Here is a 16,764-nt window from a genome sequence, read left to right as displayed (position 1 = left end):
GCTGTGGTCGCCGCCCAAGCCCATTTCACCCGGTTCGCTGTAGCTCTACGGAGTATGAAACTCCGTCTCTCGACTTGCCCGACGATACGGTCTCGGAGTGTCTCGACTTCGCCGAGGACCTCGACCCGGGGATGTACTCCTCGCTCGACTACGACCTGACCCACGACAAGCCCATGGAACTCGACGCGCTCAACGGCTCGGTCGTCCGCCACGCCGACGATGTTGGCGTCGCGGCCCCGATGAACGAGGCCCTGACCGCGATTCTGCCGCCGTGGGCCGACGGGAGCGACTGAGTCGCGGGGTCCGCTGACCGCAAAGCAGTACACCTGCACACAGGTGACAGTGAGAGCTGGGGGCGGTCCGCACCGAACTGTGGGCCCACCGCCCCGGCACCTGTCGCTGTACGTAGCGTTACCGCTCGGAGTCGGTCGACCTGCGGGACTGCGGCCGGTTCGGTACACTCGGATACCGGGGTGGGCGGTTCCCCGTGCCTTCGATACTGGGATGTGGCGTGATGCGCCCACCCACCACGATTCGGGGTTGCACTCGTCTGTTCTCTCTAATTCGCGCCGAGAATCAGCGTCTCCGCTGGTGGGACTGGTGTCTCGACTGGCCCCGTAGGCACAGCTGTTGGTGGTGCAGGTATCTCTTCGTTTAATACCGACGTGTTAAACGGATTTTTGACACTCATCGTATAGGCAAAAATTGAATACATATAACCATGTTACCAAATAGTGTGGAAACATATGGCAACCAGCGACCTCACCAATATTCAAACCCGGATGCTCGGGCAAGACGTCACGTTCAGCGTGTCACAACCGTGGCTGGCCTACTGGCTGGTCATTATGCGGCTGGTCGGCGGCTGGTGGCTGTTACACGCCGGCCTCGACAAACTCGCTAGCTGGCCGTTCGACGCAAGCTGGTTCGTTGGTGGCGCCGCCCAGGGAACGAGTCTCGGTCCCATCGTCACTCTGTTCAGTAGTGGCGCCGGACTGGCGTTCACCAACGTCGCGGTCCCGATCGGTCAGGTGCTGATCGGCCTGGGACTGGTTTTCGGGGCGCTCACCCGGACAGCAGCGTTCTTCGGCGCGTTCATGATGGTGTTCTTCTACTTCATCAACGGCGAGACCGGTGCCTGGTCTCACGGCGTCGTCACGGGCGAGTTGCTGGGCATTCTCATCTTCGGGATGATTGCCACCCTCGGTGCCGGGCGCGTCCTCGGCATCGACGCGTACCTGCAGAACACCGAGTTCGTCAAGAACCACCCGCGGCTTCAGTACCTCATCGGCTAATGGAGGTGCCAAAATATGAGTGACCTTACTACAGCAGACAAGATCGCTATGTACGTCGGCGGCGGCCTCGTGCTTCTCGGTACGGTTGGTATCGGCCTCGTGGAAATGTTCCTGGGGAGTACCCACCCCGTCTCCGGCGAGGGGCAAGTCGTGCACGATGCCCTCGTTCCGCTCGAGATCCGGTCGTATATCATCCTCCTGGGGTTTCTCATCTGGGCCGTCTACGCCATCTACAAGGTGGCCGTTGGCGGACGCGTTCCCGGCACCGCTCAGCCAGACATACGTGCTGGGCAGGCCGAGTAGCCCCAGCAACTTTCCTTCGCTTTCGAATCCGAGAGATGGTTTCGTAGACATCGTCTCACACTGTGCTTCAGGTGTCAGAACTGTCTTCGCGGCCGCTAGTAGTCTCAATCGGGAGAGGCAACTGGGGCGTACCGAACACCTGTGCTCGTACACGAACGGTTTCAGGGCGGGTGTCCCCGAGGTCACAACCCTCTGCCCGTCATCGGTTCGTTCGATCAGCGGAGCACGGCAGAAGTAGCGTATCGGGTATACTACGCTGAAGTCACCAGAACTTCAGGTTGTTCTTGACCGCTTCCCGCTTGAGCTCCTGGATATGCTCGGTTAGCGGGATGTCCTTCGGACACACTTCGGTACAGGAGAACTGGGTCTGGCAGCGCCAGACGCCGTGTTCTTGTTCGATGATGCGCAGGCGCTCCTGCTTGCGGTTCTCGCCCTCGCGCTCGTCCATCGCGAAGCGGTAGGCCTTGTTGATGGCGGCGGGGCCGAGGTACTCGTTGTCGCCGGCGGCGATGTTACACGAGGACATGCACGCGCCACACCAGATACACCGCGTGGACATCTTGACCTTCTCGCGGTTCTCCCGGGTCTGGCGCTGCTCTTCGAGCTTGTCGTCCGGCGTCTCGTCGGCGTCGAAGTACGGCTCGACGGCCTCCATCTGGTCGTAGAAGTGCTCCATATCGACAACGAGGTCCTTCACGACCTCCTGATGGGGGAGCGGCTCGATGCGGACCGGGTCCTCAAGCTCGGAGATCTGCGTCTTGCAGCCGAGGCGCTGCCTGCCGTTGACGAACAGGGCGTCCGACCCACAGACAGCCTGTCGACAGGAGTGTCGGAAGGTCAGCGAGGAGTCGTAGTGGTCCCGCGCGTAGATGAGCGCATCGAGGATGGTCATCCCCTTGTGGAACGGCACGCTGAAGTCGTCGAAGCGAGGTTCCTGCTTCCCCTCGACTTCGGGGTCGTAACGGAACACTTTCAGCGTAATCGTGTCCTCGTCGTCGAGCGTCTCCTCTTCGACTTCCCGCTGGGCCTGCTCCTGTGCCTGTCGTTCGTCTCGCTGTGCGCGCCGACGGTCGCCCGGGGACTGGACCTCGGGCTCTGTCTCTTCGTCGGCCTCCGTCTCGGTTTCCTGTTGTTCGATTTGCGTACTCATAGTTCAGACGAGGGTTGTCATGGCCAGCGACACGCGGGTCCCCTGCACGATGAGCAGGATGCCGGCGATGCCGAGCAGGTATTTGACTGCGTTCTTCCGGGAGCCGGTGAGTCCCTGGTTGACCAGCGCGTTGTACACGCCGTTGACGCCGTGGAACGTGGCGGTGACGAGGAACAGCCACATCGTGATGAGATACCAGGGTCGGTTCATTCGGGCCTGCGTACCCAGGAAGGTGAGGTCGGCGGCGTGGTTCACGAAGTGCAACAGCATGAAGTGGAACGCGAGCACGCCGACGAGGAACACTGCCGTCAGCCGCTGGAACAGCCAGCGACGCCCGCCACGGTCGAAGGAGGAGTAGTGTTCAGCCATCAGGCTAGCTTCCCCCCGAGGAACGTCGGCACGCTGGCGACGACGATAGCGCCCGTCAGCAGGAGCGACGCGTAGAAGCTCTTGTCTTGCGATTCCAGCCCCACACCCAGGTCAACCATCAGCAATCGGATGCCGTTGAGGATGTGGAAGACGGCGACGGCTAGCAGACCGACTTCGAGGAACCGGACGATAAGCAGCGATTCGAGGCCGCTGATCGTGCTGGTGTAGAGGTCGCTGCCTGCCTGCGCGCTCGCCGGATCGACGCCGACCGCAGTGCTCAGCACCGCGATGTGGGTGAACAGGTAGCCCACGAGAACCCAGCCGGTGAACTTGTGGAAGATCCAGGCCCACATCCCGGCCGTGAACTCCCGCCACCGTCCGAAGTCCTCGACGGTGCCGCGATTGTAAGACTGACTCATACACTGGGGGGTTAGTCCGGGGACAGATAGTAGTTTCTACAACGGACGCGTATCACCGGAATCCCGCCCGAAGACGTTCGTCAATTGACTACTCCGCAGTTACCAATCGTCGTCGTTCGTCCGCCGATTCCACTCGATCGCCCGCTGTATCCGGTCATCAAGTCGGACCAGATGGCAGAGGGGATTGCCAGGATACACCAGTGGGTTCTCGAGGACGCCGACCAGCAGGCCGGTAAACGGCGCACGCATCAGCGTGTTCTCCGTCTTGAACGGGTTCGTGATCGTACATATCACGTCGTCTTCGTACACCAGGTCGCCGCGGTCGTAGTGCATGTCTACCAGGCCGCCCGAGTCCGCGCGGATCCAGGTTTTCTCGCCGTTGTCGTCGATGACCGTCCGCCAGCCCGGCCACCGGACGGTGTCGGAGTCCCGCAGGCCGAACTCCGCCAGCACCGACCGAACACTATCAAGCGCCGAGTCGATGAGCGGCCGCTGGAACCGGTGGCTTCGCCCATCTCTATCGTGATCGTCGGGACGCCCGAATCGCTCAACTCCCGCCGGAGCGACCCCGACGGACCTTCCGAAGAGATGATGACGTTCGAGGCGAAGGCGTTCGCGACCCGCGCGACCTCGGGGTCGTCCATGTTCGCCCGGACGTGGAGCATGTTCGTCCGCCCGCGCGTGGACGTGTGGAAATCGAGGCCCACGTCACACGGGGCCAGGAAGTTCCGGAAAATCTCGTGGGCCATCCGTTTCGCGCTCGTCGATTCGGGGTCGCCGGGGAACGAGCGGTTCAGGTCCCGGTCGTAGATCGGCAGGTACCGCTCCTGTGCCAGAAACGCCGGGACGTTCAACACCGGCAGACAGACCAGCGTCCCCGCCAGCCCGTCGTGGTTCCACTCGTGGGCCACCTCCCGGACGACCTCGATGCCGTTGAGTTCGTCGCCGTGGGCCGCTGCGGTGAGAAACACTGTCGGACCGGGCCGCTCGCCGTTGACGATGGTAACCGGCATCCGGACGGCGTCCCCCAGATACGTCTCGCTGACCGTGTAGCGAACGTTGCGGGTTTCCCCCGGTTTGACGCGGCCGCCGTCGAAGGTGAACGGCTTGGCCTCTTCCATGCCATCACAACGAGAGTCGGCGGCTAAAACCCCTCCGGGACAAGCGAGTATCCGTACATCTATACTGTGGCCGACAGAAGTCGACAGCATGAGCGACCAGGATATCACAGTCGGCGTTCTCAGCCTCCACTCCAGCAAGGAGTCGAAGGCCATCCTGAACGCGGTCGACGAGATGGGCTACGACACGGAGTGGCTTCGCACCGAAAACACCGCGATCAGCGTTGCTGACGGCGAAATGACACTCGAACCGAGTGTGACGTGGTCGCGAACCGTCTGCTACTTTCCAGCGACGAACATCCCGCGGAAGGGATCGGGCTCGGGATGACTATCAGCCGGCTCGCACCGACGTTGAACGAGCCGATGGCGGCGACGACGGCACTGCACAAGTTCGCCAGCGCTGCCGCGCTGGCCGACGCCGGCGTCCCGGTCCCGGACGCGCTGCTCGCGCTGTCGAGCGACCTGCTGAACGAGGAACGGGACCGCTTCGGTGACCGCGCGGTGTACAAGACGGCTATCGGCACCCACGGCGGCGGGACGTGGATGGTCGATCTGGAAAACCAGGTCAACGCCCAGGTCGGCGGCCGCTACGCGTTCTTACAGGAGTACATGGAACACGACGAGCAGCGCCACCACGACCTTCGCGTGTACGTCGTCGGCGACCGGATCGTCGGCGCGATGAACCGCTACGCGCCCGAAGGCGAGTGGCGGACGAACGTTGCGCTCGGCGGCGAGGTCGAGGATATGACGGGCGAACTCCCCGAGCGGGTCAGGGAAATCGCGCTCGACTCGGTCGAGGCTATCGGTCTAGACTATGCCGGCGTCGACATCGTCCAGAGCGACGACGGCTACTACGTGCTCGAAGTGAACCCCACCGCCGGGTTCCGCGGCCTGTTCAAGGCCAGCGGCGTCAGTCCTGCCCCCTACATCGCTCAGCTCGCTATCGAGCGGGCTGGCGGAAGCGTCGACGAGGAAACCGTCGAGCGACTCTCCGACCGGCTTGACGACTCCAAGCCTGCGTGTACGCCGAAGAAGCCACAGCCGAAAGCACAGGAGAACGTCGTCGTCGGCTACATCGAGGAGGTTGTCGTCACCGGGACGCAGGGGACAAAGTCCGTCCTCGCGAAATCCGACACTGGCGCGACCAGAACCAGTATCGACGCCAAGCTCGCCGCGGAAATCGGAACGGGGCCGATTCTCGACATCGTGAAGATCAAATCAGGGAGCCTCAAGTCCGGTCGTTCGCGCCCGGTCGTCGACCTCGTCGTCGGCGTCGGCGGGACCCAGCACACCGTCACCGCCAGCGTCGAAGACCGCGGGCACATGGACTATCCGCTGTTGCTGGGTCGGGACATCCTCAAGCACTATCAGGTCGACGTGACCCGCCGTGCGGACGACGAGTCAGACGTGGAAACAGAGGAAGAAGAGCAGAGCGAAGAGTAGCGACGCGTTAGTACCAGCTTTCGAGCCGTCTCAGTCCTCGCGCACTTCTGCGACGCTTTCGGCGATATCCTCGCTGGCCCGCCACAGATACAGGCTCGCGTAGCTCCGATACGGCGACCAGCGATCGGCGTACTCCCGCATCTCCGCGCGGCTGTACCCGTCGCCGACGACGGCCTCGAATCCCTTGCGGATACCGAGGTCGCCGACCGGGAACACGTCTTCGCGGCCGAAGGCAAACAGGAGTTGCATATTTGCGGTCCAGTCGCCGACACCCGTAATGGCGGTCAGTTCCTCGTGGATCTCCTCGTCGGCGGCGTCCTCGAACGTTTCCAGCGAGTAGCCGTGTTCCAGAAACGCATCGGCGACCTCGTTGACGTAGCGGGTTTTCTGCCGCGAGAGCCCGGCGTCCCGGAGGAGGTCGTTGTCAGCGTCTTTGATGCCCGCCGGTGTCACGGTGACGGCGTCGAACAGTCGCTCCCGTGTCGCGGCGGCCGACGCCATCGACACCTGCTGGCGGAGAATCGAGACGACGAGCCGCTCGAAAAGGTCCGACGCCGGGTCGAGCGTGAGTTCGCCGTGTGTCTCGACCAGCGGCCCGATATCGGGGTCTGCGCGTAACACCTCATGTGGCGAGTCACTCATGGCTCTGTGATACTGACTCGACGGAAAAGAACGTATCTGTCGCCGTTAGCCGTCAGCGATGATAGGGTCCGGATTTGGTGAGGCGACACCGGCAGCGCCGACAGGCTCCGCCGGGTTGCCCACGACTGTCGTTTCGGGGGTCACGTCATCGACGACGACTGCGCCAGCGCCGACGGACGCGTTCTCTCCAACGGTGATCGGCCCCATTATCGAGGCATCAGCGCCGATGGTCGCGCCGTCCCTGACCGTCGGGTGGCGCTTTTCGCGGCGCATGGACGTGCCGCCGAGGGTGACACCGTGGTACAGGAGCACGTCGTCGCCGATTTCGGCCGTCTCCCCGATGACGATGCCCATCCCGTGGTCGATGAACACGCGCTCGCCGATCTCCGCGGCGGGGTGTATCTCGACGCCGGTCAGGAACCGCGTGACGTGGGAAATAAGCCTGGCGACCAGCGTCCGGTCGTTCGTCCAGAGCCAGTGAGCGACGCGGTAGGCCCAGATCGCGTGCAGGCCGGGGTACGTGAGTGCGACCTCCACGGCGCTCGTCGCCGCCGGGTCCTTTGCGAGTGCTGTACGGATATCCGTTTTCAGTCGGTCGAACATTAGTGTAGTGTGGGGGGAGCGTATCGTCTGCACACGAGACAGTCGGTCGTGGTCTGAGTCACCGGACAGGAGTCACCGGGGACAACAACGGCGACGGGGGGAGCAACCACTGATTACGGTCCGGAGCGGGCGAGTAGCACGGCGTGGGACTCGGTCGCCCATCGTTGGCTACTCTACGTTGCTCGGCGGCTTAAAAAGCAGCGGTTGGACTGCTGTCGTTCCTCACTCAACGAGCGCACCCTCGGGAGACGGGTGTCTCACGTCGACAACCGGGGACTGCTCAGGTCATGCCCTTCCCGAGCAGTTCTCGGGCGATGATGTTCTTCTGGATCTCGGTCGTCCCCTCGTAGATCTGGGTGATCTTGGCGTCGCGGTAGAACCGCTCGACGTCGAAGTCGTTGACGTAGCCAGCGCCGCCGTGGATCTGGACGGCCTCGTCGGCTGTTTCGACGGCGACGCGGGAGGCCTTTTCTTTGGCCATTGAGGCCAGCTGGGTGAGCTTGTCGGCGTCGTTGTCGACGCTCCAGGCGGACTTGTGAGTTAGCTGGCGTGCCGCCTCGATTTCGGTGAACATCTCGGCGAGTTTGTGCTGGATGGCCTGGAACTCCGAGATGGACTGGCCGAACTGCTCACGGTCTTGGGCGTACTCCAGGGCACGCTCGGCGGCCCCGCGGGCGATACCGACACCCTGTGCGGCCACGCCGGTCCGGGTCTCGTCGAAGAACTGCATTATCTGGAGGAAGCCGGCCCCGCGCGTTCCCACAAGGTTGTCCTCGGGGACGCGCACGTCGTTGAGGATGAGTTCTGCCGTGTCCGACGCACGGATGCCGAGCTTCCCCGTGATCTTCTCGGCCTCGAACCCATCGCGGTCGGACTCGACGAGAATCTGTGAGAAGCCGTTGTACCGCCCCTCCGCGTCCGGGTCGGTCTCACAGAGCACGACGAAGTAGTCGCCGACCGAGCCGTTGGTGATCCACATCTTGTTGCCGTTGATGACCCACTCGTCGCCCTCCTTGCGCGCCTGTGTCGACACCGACGACACGTCCGAGCCGGTGTCTGGTTCGGAGATGGCCGCGCCCATGATGGCGTCCCCAGTTGCCACAGGCTCCAGGTACTCCTCTTTCTGGGCCTCTGAGCCGAACCCGATGAGGGCGTCAGCACCGAAGGCGGCCGACTGGATGCTCAGGCCGATTCCGGGGTCGGCCGCGAACAGTTCCTCGGCGATGATAGCGTTGGTCAGCGTGTCGTAGCCTGCGCCACCGTACTCCATCGGGATGTTCGCGCCTGTCAGCCCCATCTCGGCGGCCTTCTCGACGATCTCTCGAGGGAACTTCTCTTCCGTGTCGTACTCGGTCGCGACGGGCTTGATTTCGTTTTCGGCGAACCGGGCGATCTCGTCCTGTATCTGTCGCTGCTCTTCTGTCAGTTCGAAGTCCATATGTGGTGTGTTGACGTGAAATGCATTAATGGTTTGTAATCCGAAATAAACTGGAGAGTGGTTTTCTAATGAGAGAAACGTTGAAGCCTCGGCCGGCAGTGGAACGATATGTCATGGATTTCGAGGATATTGACACTATCGCCGTGCTCGGTGCCGGGAACATGGGCCATGGAATCACCGAAGTGGCCGCCATCGCAGGCTACGACGTGCGGATGCGTGACATCAAAGACGAGTTCGTCGAGGACGGCTACGACAACATCGAATGGTCGCTGAACAAGCTGGCCGAGCGAGACCAGCTCACCCAGGAGGAAGCCGATGCGGCGCTTGACCGCGTCACGCCGCTGGTCGATGTCGAGGAAGCAGTCAGCGACGTCGACGTGGTCATCGAAGCCGTGCCGGAGAAAATGGAGATCAAGAAGGACGTGTACACGGAGGTCGAAGAACACGCGCCCGAAGACGCCATCTTCGCCACGAACACGTCCAGCCTCTCCATCACGGAACTGTCGGAAGTGACCGAGCGACCCGAGCAGTTCTGTGGGATGCACTTCTTCAATCCGCCGGTCCGGATGCAGCTGGTCGAAGTCATCTCCGGTGCACACTCCAGCGACGAGACGCTGGACGCCATCGAGGCGCTCGCCGAAGACTTCGACAAAACGCCGGTCCGCGTCCGCAAGGACTCGCCGGGGTTCATCGTCAACCGCATCCTCGTCCCGCTGATGAACGAGGCCGCCTGGCTCGTCCACGGCGAGGAAGCGACCATCGCCGAGGTCGACTCGACGACGAAGTTCGACATGGGCCTGCCGATGGGGTCGTTCGAACTCTCCGATCAGGTCGGTAACGACGTCGGCCTCCACGTCCTCGAATATATGCACGAAGTGCTGGGCGAGCCCTACGCCCCGTGTCCCCTGCTCGAGGAGAAAGTCGAGAACGAGGAACTCGGGAAGAAGACCGGCAAGGGCTTCTACGACTACGAGAACGGCGGCGTCGATATTCCGACCGACGCCGGCCGCGAAGACGTCGAGCACCGCCTCGTCGCCGTGATGGCAAACGAGGTCGGGAAGCTCGTCGAGAACGACGTGGCCCCCGTTGCAGACATCGACCAGGCCGTCCAGCTCGGCGGCGGCTTCCCGGACGGTCCCGCGAAGATAGCCGACAAGACCGGTCTCGAGACGCTCGTCGACACGCTTGAGGAAACCCACGAGGAGACCGGCGCGGAGCGCTACGCGGTCTCTGACGGCCTCCGAGAGGCCGCGGCGGAAGGTGGCTTTTACAGTACCGAGGACGAGGCTCCAGCGGAGTTCGATAATGTCACCGTCGAGTACCCCGGTGACATGGTCGGTCACATCGAACTCGACCGCCCACACCGGATGAACACCGTCAGCCCTGAGCTGATGGACGACCTCGCCGACGCCGTCGACCTGCTCGAAGACGACGACGAGGTGCGCGCCATCCTGCTGACCGGGGCCGGCGACAAAGCGTTCTCCGCCGGGGCAGACGTGCAGGCGATGGCCTCGAACGCGACGCCGCTGGACGCCATCGAACTCTCCCGCAAGGGCCAGCAAACCTTCGGGAAGCTCGAGGAGTGCTCGATGCCGGTCGTCGCCGGCATCGACGGCTACGCGCTGGGCGGCGGGATGGAACTGGCGACCTGTGCCGACCTCCGCGTGGCCTCGGAGCGCTCCGAACTGGGCCAGCCCGAACACAACCTCGGCCTCCTGCCGGGGTGGGGCGGCACACAGCGCCTCGCCCGCATCGTCGGCGAAGGCCGCGCCAAGGAGATTATCTTCACCGGCGACCGCTACGACGCCGACGAGATGGCCGAATACGGCTTCATTAACGAGGTCGTCGACAACGACGCCCTCCACGAGCACGCACTCGAACTGGCCAAAGACATGGCCGCCGGCCCGCCGGTCGCACAGAAACTCACCAAGCGCGCGATGCTGGCCGGCCGCGACGACATCGATGCCGGCCTCGAAGTCGAATCACAGGCTTTCGGTCATCTCATCGGGACCGACGACGTGATGGAGGGCATCAACGCGTTCATGGGCGACGGGGAGCCGAACTTCGAAGGGAAGTGAGGCGACCGTCTCAGAGCTTCGCTCTGACGGAAGTGAGCCGGACTTCGAAGGCAAGTAATAGCGGACAGTCGCCCACCGGCTGAATACGTCGTATCTTTTTGACACACGCTACTGGAGCCTGCCGACTCACAACAGTCGTACGTCTGTGGTACGCATCCTCAGGTAGCGTTGATTTCGATGGGGTTAAATTGGTCCACCCGGAACGATTGAGTACGCTCGGTTGGTGTAGTCCGGCCAATCATCTTGGCCTTTCGAGCCGAGGACCAGGGTTCAAATCCCTGACCGAGCACATTACTGTCGTAACCAAACTATAGTAGCCATTGAAAACCAACCCACGCCTGATCGCACGACAGCAGTGTGATCAGTGTGTGAACTGTTTCAATTGTTACTATAGTGAGCGACTGCTGTGCCCGCTGTTCGATCCGTTACTACTCTGCCCAGTCCGCACGTAACTGTGAGTTCAGCCTCCAGGCTTTGCAATTCAGCCACTCTCTGTGTTGATATTTGACAATTACGTAGGTGAAAGAAAACATATTTATATATGTATATGAAGCCAGTAGTATATGAAACGGCGAACATACGTAAGTACGATCGGAAGCAGCATCGCTGCACTCAGCCTTGCAGGATGTAGTGGGAGCGACGGGGGAGACGGAGACGGCGGAGACGGAACCAGTGAGTCGACACCAACGCCGGAACCAACGTATGAAGTAGATCAAGAGGCACCGGCACGGCTGAAACTGCTCTCCGTGAATGGGCCAAAGGAGGTCGCGTTCGGTGACACCATCGAGGGTGACGTGACTGCCGTCAATGTCGGTGGTGAGCCGATATCCGGGAACGCAACCATAGAGTTCGTCCATTCGGAAGCAGCTAACACTGAGCCACAGACAGTCACCGTCAACGCTGACGGACTGGCGTCCGGCGAAGAAGTCTCGCATAGCTATCGTGTCGACGCCGAGTACGCCGGTGCTTGGGCGTTTGAACCGTCGTCGGACTTCTACGCCGTCGACGATACGGTCACGTCAACCGTGTCGGTCCTCCCGAAGCGGGGGAGCACTGGGGAAACCATCGAGCTTGCGAGCGGCGTTCAGGCCACAGTGTCTGATATGTCCTACGAACAGATGATCGCCTACGAGCTCCCCTCTGGCGAACGGGCTTTGGGCGATAACACTGTCCATGCCATTCGCGAAACGGTCTCAGATAATATCCTCCTGATTCTGAGCGTGACGTTCGAGAACGGAACTGGCGAGGCGAAGACGGTGTCGAAAGACGACTTTGTCGTTCCCGAATCGAGCTTCGTGAGCGAGTCGGCCGCAGGTCGTGACGGGACGAACGCAGCCGGGGAGAACATCAACCCAGGGCAGACCTACAGCGGCCATCTGATTTACGCTGTCCCGAAGGCCAAGATTGACAACCTCGCGTTCGGCATAAATCTCGCAGAAGGGAGTGCAGTCGCTGATATCGAAATCCCGCTTCAGTCGCCCGGTGGCTTCCCCGAGTTCGAACTGGCGAACATCGACGTTCCGCCGGAGGACGTCACGGGCGATGAAGCGATAGTCGAGATGGAGGTCGAGAACGTGGGCGACAGCGCAGGGATGTTCAAGTCCATCTTCGAGTTCAAGACGCCCGAGGAACCAGGCATACTTGCCGGCTATTCCGCAGATACGTGGTACATTGACTCTGATGGCCCCTACACGCAGCGGATTCCCGCTGGGGAAACCAGGACCATCGAACTGGTAACGGAACCGGACGCGGACAGGCGGTGGGACTACCGGACGACGCCATTCGGGGCAGAGTGGACGTTCGAGGCCGTGGAATAGGTGTAGATAGGGCTTTCTCCACGACCGAATCAGCGTGACTTCTCGATAATCCGCCTCCTGAACGAGTCAACAGCGGTAGGTATTTTTCGGGTCCGAGCAACGGACCGACCATGCAAGCAGTCGTACTCGCGGCAGGCCAGGGGACGCGTATGCGGCCGTTGACAGACCACACACCGAAGCCGATGCTCCCGGTCGCGGACCGGCCGCTGGTGGCACACACCGCCGACACGGCAATCCAGGCGGGGGCCGACGAACTCATCTTCGTCGTCGGCTACGAGGCCGAGGCGGTCCGCTCGTACTTCGGCGACGAGTACAACGGCGTCCCGGTCAGCTTCGCCGTTCAGGAGGAGCAACTGGGGACCGCCGACGCTGTCGCCGCTGCGAGGGAGCACCTCGACGGTCCCTTCGCAGTCCTCAACGGCGACAACCTCTACGACGCTGCGAGTCTCAGCGGCCTCTTCGACGCCGCACCGTCGGTCGCCGCCTACCGCGTCGACGACCCCACGAGCTACGGCGTGCTGTCGACGGATGGCGACGCCGTCACCGGCATCGTCGAGAAGCCCGACGACCCACCGACGGACCTCGCAAACGCAGGAGCGTACGTCTTCCCGGCGGAAGCGCGGGACTGGCTCGATGTGCCGCTCAGCGACCGCGGCGAGCGGGAGATCACGGACGTGCTCGCCAAAGTCATCGAGGAGTCGACGGTCACCGCCGTCGAGGTCGACCGCTGGCTCGACGTGGGCCGTCCCTGGGAACTGCTGGAAGCCAACGAGTGGAAACTCGGACAACTGGACCGGCGACTCGACGGCGAGGTGCGCGGTGACGCCGACCTGCGTGGCGAAGTCGTCGTCGAGGAGGGCGCGGTCGTCGAACCCGGCGTCGTCATCGAGGGACCGGCGCTGGTCCGCTCGGGCGCACACGTCGGACCGAACGCCTACGTCCGCGGGGCGACCCTGCTGGGCGAGGACACTCACGTCGGCCACGGGGTCGAACTCAAGAACACGGTGCTGATGGCCGATTCGAACGTGCCCCACGTCTCCTATGTCGGTGACAGCGTCATCGGGCGCGAGGTCAACTTCGGCGCGGGAACGCAGGTAGCGAACCTCCGCCACGACGGCGACCCGGTCCGGATGACAGTGAAAGGCGACCGCGTCTCGACGGGGCGGCGGAAGTTCGGCGTCGTCGCAGGCGACGGCGCGAAGACGGCTATCAACACGAGCCTGAACGCCGGTGTCGTCCTCTCCTCGGGCGCGACGACAACCCCTGGCGAATCCGTCACGCGAGACCGATAGCGGGCATCTTCTATCGAGCGTCTGTTTGCGGTAACTACGTGTAGCTAGCCTTCTGTAACCGATTCGACATTCGTGTACGTTCGTGACGTTCAGTGCAAGTATGTGGGATTAAGTGGCGTGAAAGACACTCTCAACTAAGATGGTCGACCCGACATCAGATCACCACGAGAATATCGACGAGGACGAGGCACCGGAGTGTGCTACCTGCGGCGACGCTATCGCTAACGAAGTGACACACCGTGTCATCACATGGATAGAAGACGGCAGCGTCGAAACCGCCCACTTTTGCAACGAGGACTGCCGACTAGAGTGGCAGTAACACGTCTGTTCTAACTGTCTTCCGGACGGTGTACCGCTTTCCGGGTGCGCACCCGCGACTCCGGTCTTCGGGTGCATCCCTTCGCTGGCAAACTCGCACGCTCTTTTCAGTCCACCTGCGCATCGATGTGGTGGACTGCGTCTGGTGAGAGGAGTCGCCCCGTGGGTAGTTCGACCCAGCCGTTTGCGAGGACGCGAACCGCTCCCTCGTGCAGGACTGTCTCTTGCTCGATATCGGCGTACACGATGGCGCTCTCGTACTCTTTGACGAACTGCTCCACGGCATCACCCCAGGCTGGTTCCGTCGAGACGACCATGTGATGGCTATCTCGCTCTCATGACAAAGCTTTGGCGAGACAGGTTGCCACTCGTCGCCCCTTCTTCCAAAACCGTTGACGGAATCAACTCCGACAAACCAATTGAGTGTTAACATCCTGCACATATTTGGGCTGGCCTAGTGAACACTGCGGTATGACATGACTGCGGGCAATCACTCTGACTGGCGGACGGCCGAGGAAGCGCACACTGATGACGTCATCGGCGACGACACGCTGGGCGAAATGTTTGCCGCAAGCGCGGCCCGGAACGCCGACACGACCGCCCAACTGTACAAGGGTGGTGTCTACGACCGGTCACTGACTGGCGACGTGATACCGGCGGCTCCCGACGGCGACTACGCCGAGATCAGCTACGAGCGGATGCATCACCTGGTCAAATACCTGGCCGCAGGGTTCCGTGACCTCGGTGTCGGCCCGGACGCCCGCGTCGGTATTCTGGCCAACACGCGGATGGAGTGGGCGCTGAGCGACTTTGCCGTTCTGTCTGCGGGCGGGGTGGTGACGACCGTGTACACGGATTCCTCGCCGAAACAGGTGCAGTATCTGCTGTCGGACCCAGAGGCGAGCGCCGTCGTCGTGGAGAACGCCGAGATGCTGGACCGTGTCCTGGCTATCGAGGAGGACCTGTCGCTTTCGTTCATCGTCGTCATGGACGACATCGACGTGGACCGCGAGGACGTGTACACACTCGAAACAGTGTACAGGCGCGGCGAGGAGACGTTCAGCGAGTCGGCGTACCAGTCCTGGCTGGACGACCGCGACCCCGACGATCTGGCGAGCCTCATCTACACCTCCGGGACGACGGGCCAACCGAAAGGGGTCCAACTCACTCACCGCAACTTCCGAGCGAACGTCAATCAGGCCCGCAGGCGAATCGGGCCACGACCGGACAAGCCGCCGGACCTGCCGACCGTCACCGCCGAGACGCGTTCGATAGCGTTCCTCCCCCTGGCCCACGTCTTCGAGCGCCTCGCGGGCCATTTCTTCATGTACGCCTCCGGCGCGGCTGTGAGCTACGCCGAAAGCCCGGATACGCTGGCCGACGACCTCCAGACCGTCAAACCGATGACCGGGCTGAGCGTCCCCAGAGTTTACGAGCGTATTTTCGACAATATGCGAACGCAGGCCAGCGAGTCCCCGCTCAAAAAGCGGATTTTCGACTGGTCGATGGACGTGGCCCGCGACTACGCCCGGACTGACGACCCGGGACCGATACTCACTGCGAAACACTCGCTCGCTGATCGACTCGTCTACAGCACGGTCAAAGAACGGCTCGGTGGGAACATCGAGTTCATGGTCAGCGGCGGCGGGAGTCTCTCGAAAACGCTCTGTGAGACGTTCCTCGGGATGGGGCTGACGATACTCGAAGGGTACGGCCTCACTGAGACCTCACCGGTTCTGACGGTGAACCCGCCGGAAGACGTCCGTCCCGGAACCCTGGGTGCTCCGCTGACTGAGGTCGACGTTCACATCGATACCGACGTCGTCGACGCCAGCGAATTCGACGGCGTCACTGGCGACGTGGGCGAACTGCTCGTCGACGGCCCGAACGTCACGCAGGGGTACTGGAACGCGCCCGACGCGACGACGCGGGCCTTCACCGAAATCGACGGCACCCAGTGGTTCCGCACCGGCGACATCGTCGAACGGACCGACGACGACTTCCTCATCTATCACGACCGCCTCAAGGAACTGCTCGTCCTCTCGACGGGGAAAAACGTCGCACCACAGCCCATCGAAGACCAGTTCGCGACGAACGACCGGGTCGATCAGGTCATGGTCGTCGGCGACGACCAGAAGTTCGTCGGCGCGATAATCGTCCCGAACTTCGAGGAACTCCGCCGGTGGGCCGACAGCGAGGGCGTCGACCTCCCCGACGACCCCGAGGAACTAGTCGAGGACGACCGCGTCCACGCGTGGGTCCAGACTGCCGTCGACGCGGTCAACGAGGAACTCGAACGCGTCGAGCGGATCAAGTCGTTCGCGCTCGTCTCCCGGGAGTGGACCGCCGAGAACGACTTGCTCACGCCGTCGATGAAAAAGAAGCGCCGCAACATCCGCAGCGCGTACCGCGAGAAACTCGCAGAGATATACGGCGAACAGCAGGTCGAGGCTGTCTGACTGGTAGTCGTCAGTAATGCTGT

General features: G+C 62.4%; 15 protein-coding genes, 1 tRNA gene and 2 pseudogenes. 10 read left to right on the top strand and 8 right to left on the bottom strand.

The window, feature by feature from the left end:
- Positions 1–74: 74 nt before the first annotated feature.
- From GJ630_RS02735 to GJ630_RS02725, 3 genes are all read left to right on the top strand, one after another.
- Positions 75–293: a ketopantoate reductase C-terminal domain-containing protein gene (locus GJ630_RS02735; RefSeq protein WP_050038157.1), complete on the top strand. Its 219-nt coding sequence runs from the start codon at positions 75–77 to the stop codon at positions 291–293.
- Positions 294–746: 453 nt separating this feature from the next.
- Entirely contained in the window at positions 747–1,292 is a 546-nt protein-coding gene (locus tag GJ630_RS02730) for a DoxX family protein (RefSeq protein ID WP_151146016.1), read from the top strand.
- 15 nt (positions 1,293–1,307) lie between these two features.
- Positions 1,308–1,595, top strand: a complete 288-nt coding sequence (locus GJ630_RS02725) for a hypothetical protein (RefSeq protein ID WP_050038155.1) — start codon at positions 1,308–1,310, stop codon at positions 1,593–1,595.
- Positions 1,596–1,857: 262 nt separating this feature from the next.
- Here the strand turns inward: GJ630_RS02725 and GJ630_RS02720 are convergent, their stop codons facing one another.
- The 4 genes and pseudogenes from GJ630_RS02720 to GJ630_RS02705 form a co-directional block, all read right to left on the bottom strand.
- On the bottom strand, positions 1,858–2,745 hold the full coding sequence (locus tag GJ630_RS02720; protein WP_129755225.1) for a succinate dehydrogenase/fumarate reductase iron-sulfur subunit: 888 nt from the start codon (positions 2,743–2,745) through the stop codon (positions 1,858–1,860).
- 3 nt (positions 2,746–2,748) lie between these two features.
- Positions 2,749–3,114: a succinate dehydrogenase hydrophobic membrane anchor subunit gene (locus GJ630_RS02715; RefSeq protein ID WP_008308927.1), complete on the bottom strand. Its 366-nt coding sequence runs from the start codon at positions 3,112–3,114 to the stop codon at positions 2,749–2,751.
- Positions 3,114–3,533 (bottom strand): succinate dehydrogenase, cytochrome b556 subunit, encoded by a 420-nt coding sequence (gene sdhC, locus GJ630_RS02710; protein WP_008308928.1) that lies wholly within the window; start codon positions 3,531–3,533, stop codon positions 3,114–3,116. The genes GJ630_RS02715 and sdhC overlap by 1 nt, the downstream gene beginning before the upstream one ends.
- A gap of 99 nt (positions 3,534–3,632) precedes the next feature.
- Positions 3,633–4,654, bottom strand: a pseudogene (locus GJ630_RS02705) (succinylglutamate desuccinylase/aspartoacylase family protein).
- Between the two features lie 88 nt (positions 4,655–4,742).
- On the opposite strand from GJ630_RS02705, the pseudogene GJ630_RS02700 reads away from it, so the two are divergent.
- A pseudogene (locus tag GJ630_RS02700) lies at positions 4,743–6,094 on the top strand (RimK family alpha-L-glutamate ligase).
- A gap of 30 nt (positions 6,095–6,124) precedes the next feature.
- On the opposite strand, the gene GJ630_RS02695 reads toward GJ630_RS02700, so the two are convergent.
- From GJ630_RS02695 to GJ630_RS02685, 3 genes are all read right to left on the bottom strand, one after another.
- Entirely contained in the window at positions 6,125–6,736 is a 612-nt protein-coding gene (locus GJ630_RS02695) for a DNA-3-methyladenine glycosylase (RefSeq protein WP_191449350.1), read from the bottom strand.
- A 45-nt stretch (positions 6,737–6,781) separates the two neighbouring features.
- A complete protein-coding gene (gene cysE, locus GJ630_RS02690) occupies positions 6,782–7,339 on the bottom strand; it encodes a serine O-acetyltransferase (RefSeq protein ID WP_191449349.1) in 558 nt (185 codons plus the stop codon).
- A 280-nt stretch (positions 7,340–7,619) separates the two neighbouring features.
- Entirely contained in the window at positions 7,620–8,777 is a 1,158-nt protein-coding gene (locus GJ630_RS02685) for an acyl-CoA dehydrogenase family protein (protein ID WP_191449348.1), read from the bottom strand.
- A gap of 113 nt (positions 8,778–8,890) precedes the next feature.
- Between GJ630_RS02685 and GJ630_RS02680 the strand changes: the two genes are divergently transcribed.
- The 5 genes from GJ630_RS02680 (at position 8,891) to GJ630_RS02660 (ending at position 14,283) form a co-directional block, all read left to right on the top strand.
- Positions 8,891–10,855, top strand: a complete 1,965-nt coding sequence (locus GJ630_RS02680) for a 3-hydroxyacyl-CoA dehydrogenase/enoyl-CoA hydratase family protein (protein ID WP_191449347.1) — start codon at positions 8,891–8,893, stop codon at positions 10,853–10,855.
- A gap of 214 nt (positions 10,856–11,069) precedes the next feature.
- Positions 11,070–11,144 (top strand) — tRNA-Glu (locus GJ630_RS02675).
- A gap of 274 nt (positions 11,145–11,418) precedes the next feature.
- Positions 11,419–12,672: a DUF4352 domain-containing protein gene (locus tag GJ630_RS02670; protein ID WP_014040501.1), complete on the top strand. Its 1,254-nt coding sequence runs from the start codon at positions 11,419–11,421 to the stop codon at positions 12,670–12,672.
- A 110-nt stretch (positions 12,673–12,782) separates the two neighbouring features.
- Positions 12,783–13,964 (top strand): bifunctional sugar-1-phosphate nucleotidylyltransferase/acetyltransferase, encoded by a 1,182-nt coding sequence (gene glmU / locus GJ630_RS02665; RefSeq protein ID WP_191449346.1) that lies wholly within the window; start codon positions 12,783–12,785, stop codon positions 13,962–13,964.
- A gap of 139 nt (positions 13,965–14,103) precedes the next feature.
- Positions 14,104–14,283 (top strand): hypothetical protein, encoded by a 180-nt coding sequence (locus GJ630_RS02660; RefSeq protein WP_008308944.1) that lies wholly within the window; start codon positions 14,104–14,106, stop codon positions 14,281–14,283.
- A 106-nt stretch (positions 14,284–14,389) separates the two neighbouring features.
- Here the strand turns inward: GJ630_RS02660 and GJ630_RS02655 are convergent, their stop codons facing one another.
- A complete protein-coding gene (locus tag GJ630_RS02655; protein ID WP_008308946.1) occupies positions 14,390–14,599 on the bottom strand; it encodes a hypothetical protein in 210 nt (69 codons plus the stop codon).
- 159 nt (positions 14,600–14,758) lie between these two features.
- Here GJ630_RS02655 and GJ630_RS02650 point away from each other — a divergent pair, with 159 nt between their 5' ends.
- Positions 14,759–16,741: a long-chain fatty acid--CoA ligase gene (locus tag GJ630_RS02650; protein WP_191449345.1), complete on the top strand. Its 1,983-nt coding sequence runs from the start codon at positions 14,759–14,761 to the stop codon at positions 16,739–16,741.
- Positions 16,742–16,764: the final 23 nt, after the last annotated feature.

Source organism: Haloarcula sp. CBA1122 (assembly GCF_009741785.1).
GTDB lineage: Archaea > Halobacteriota > Halobacteria > Halobacteriales > Haloarculaceae > Haloarcula > Haloarcula hispanica.
The sequence above is the reverse complement of the archived record's forward strand: the minus strand, read 5'-3'. Positions and strand labels throughout refer to the sequence as shown.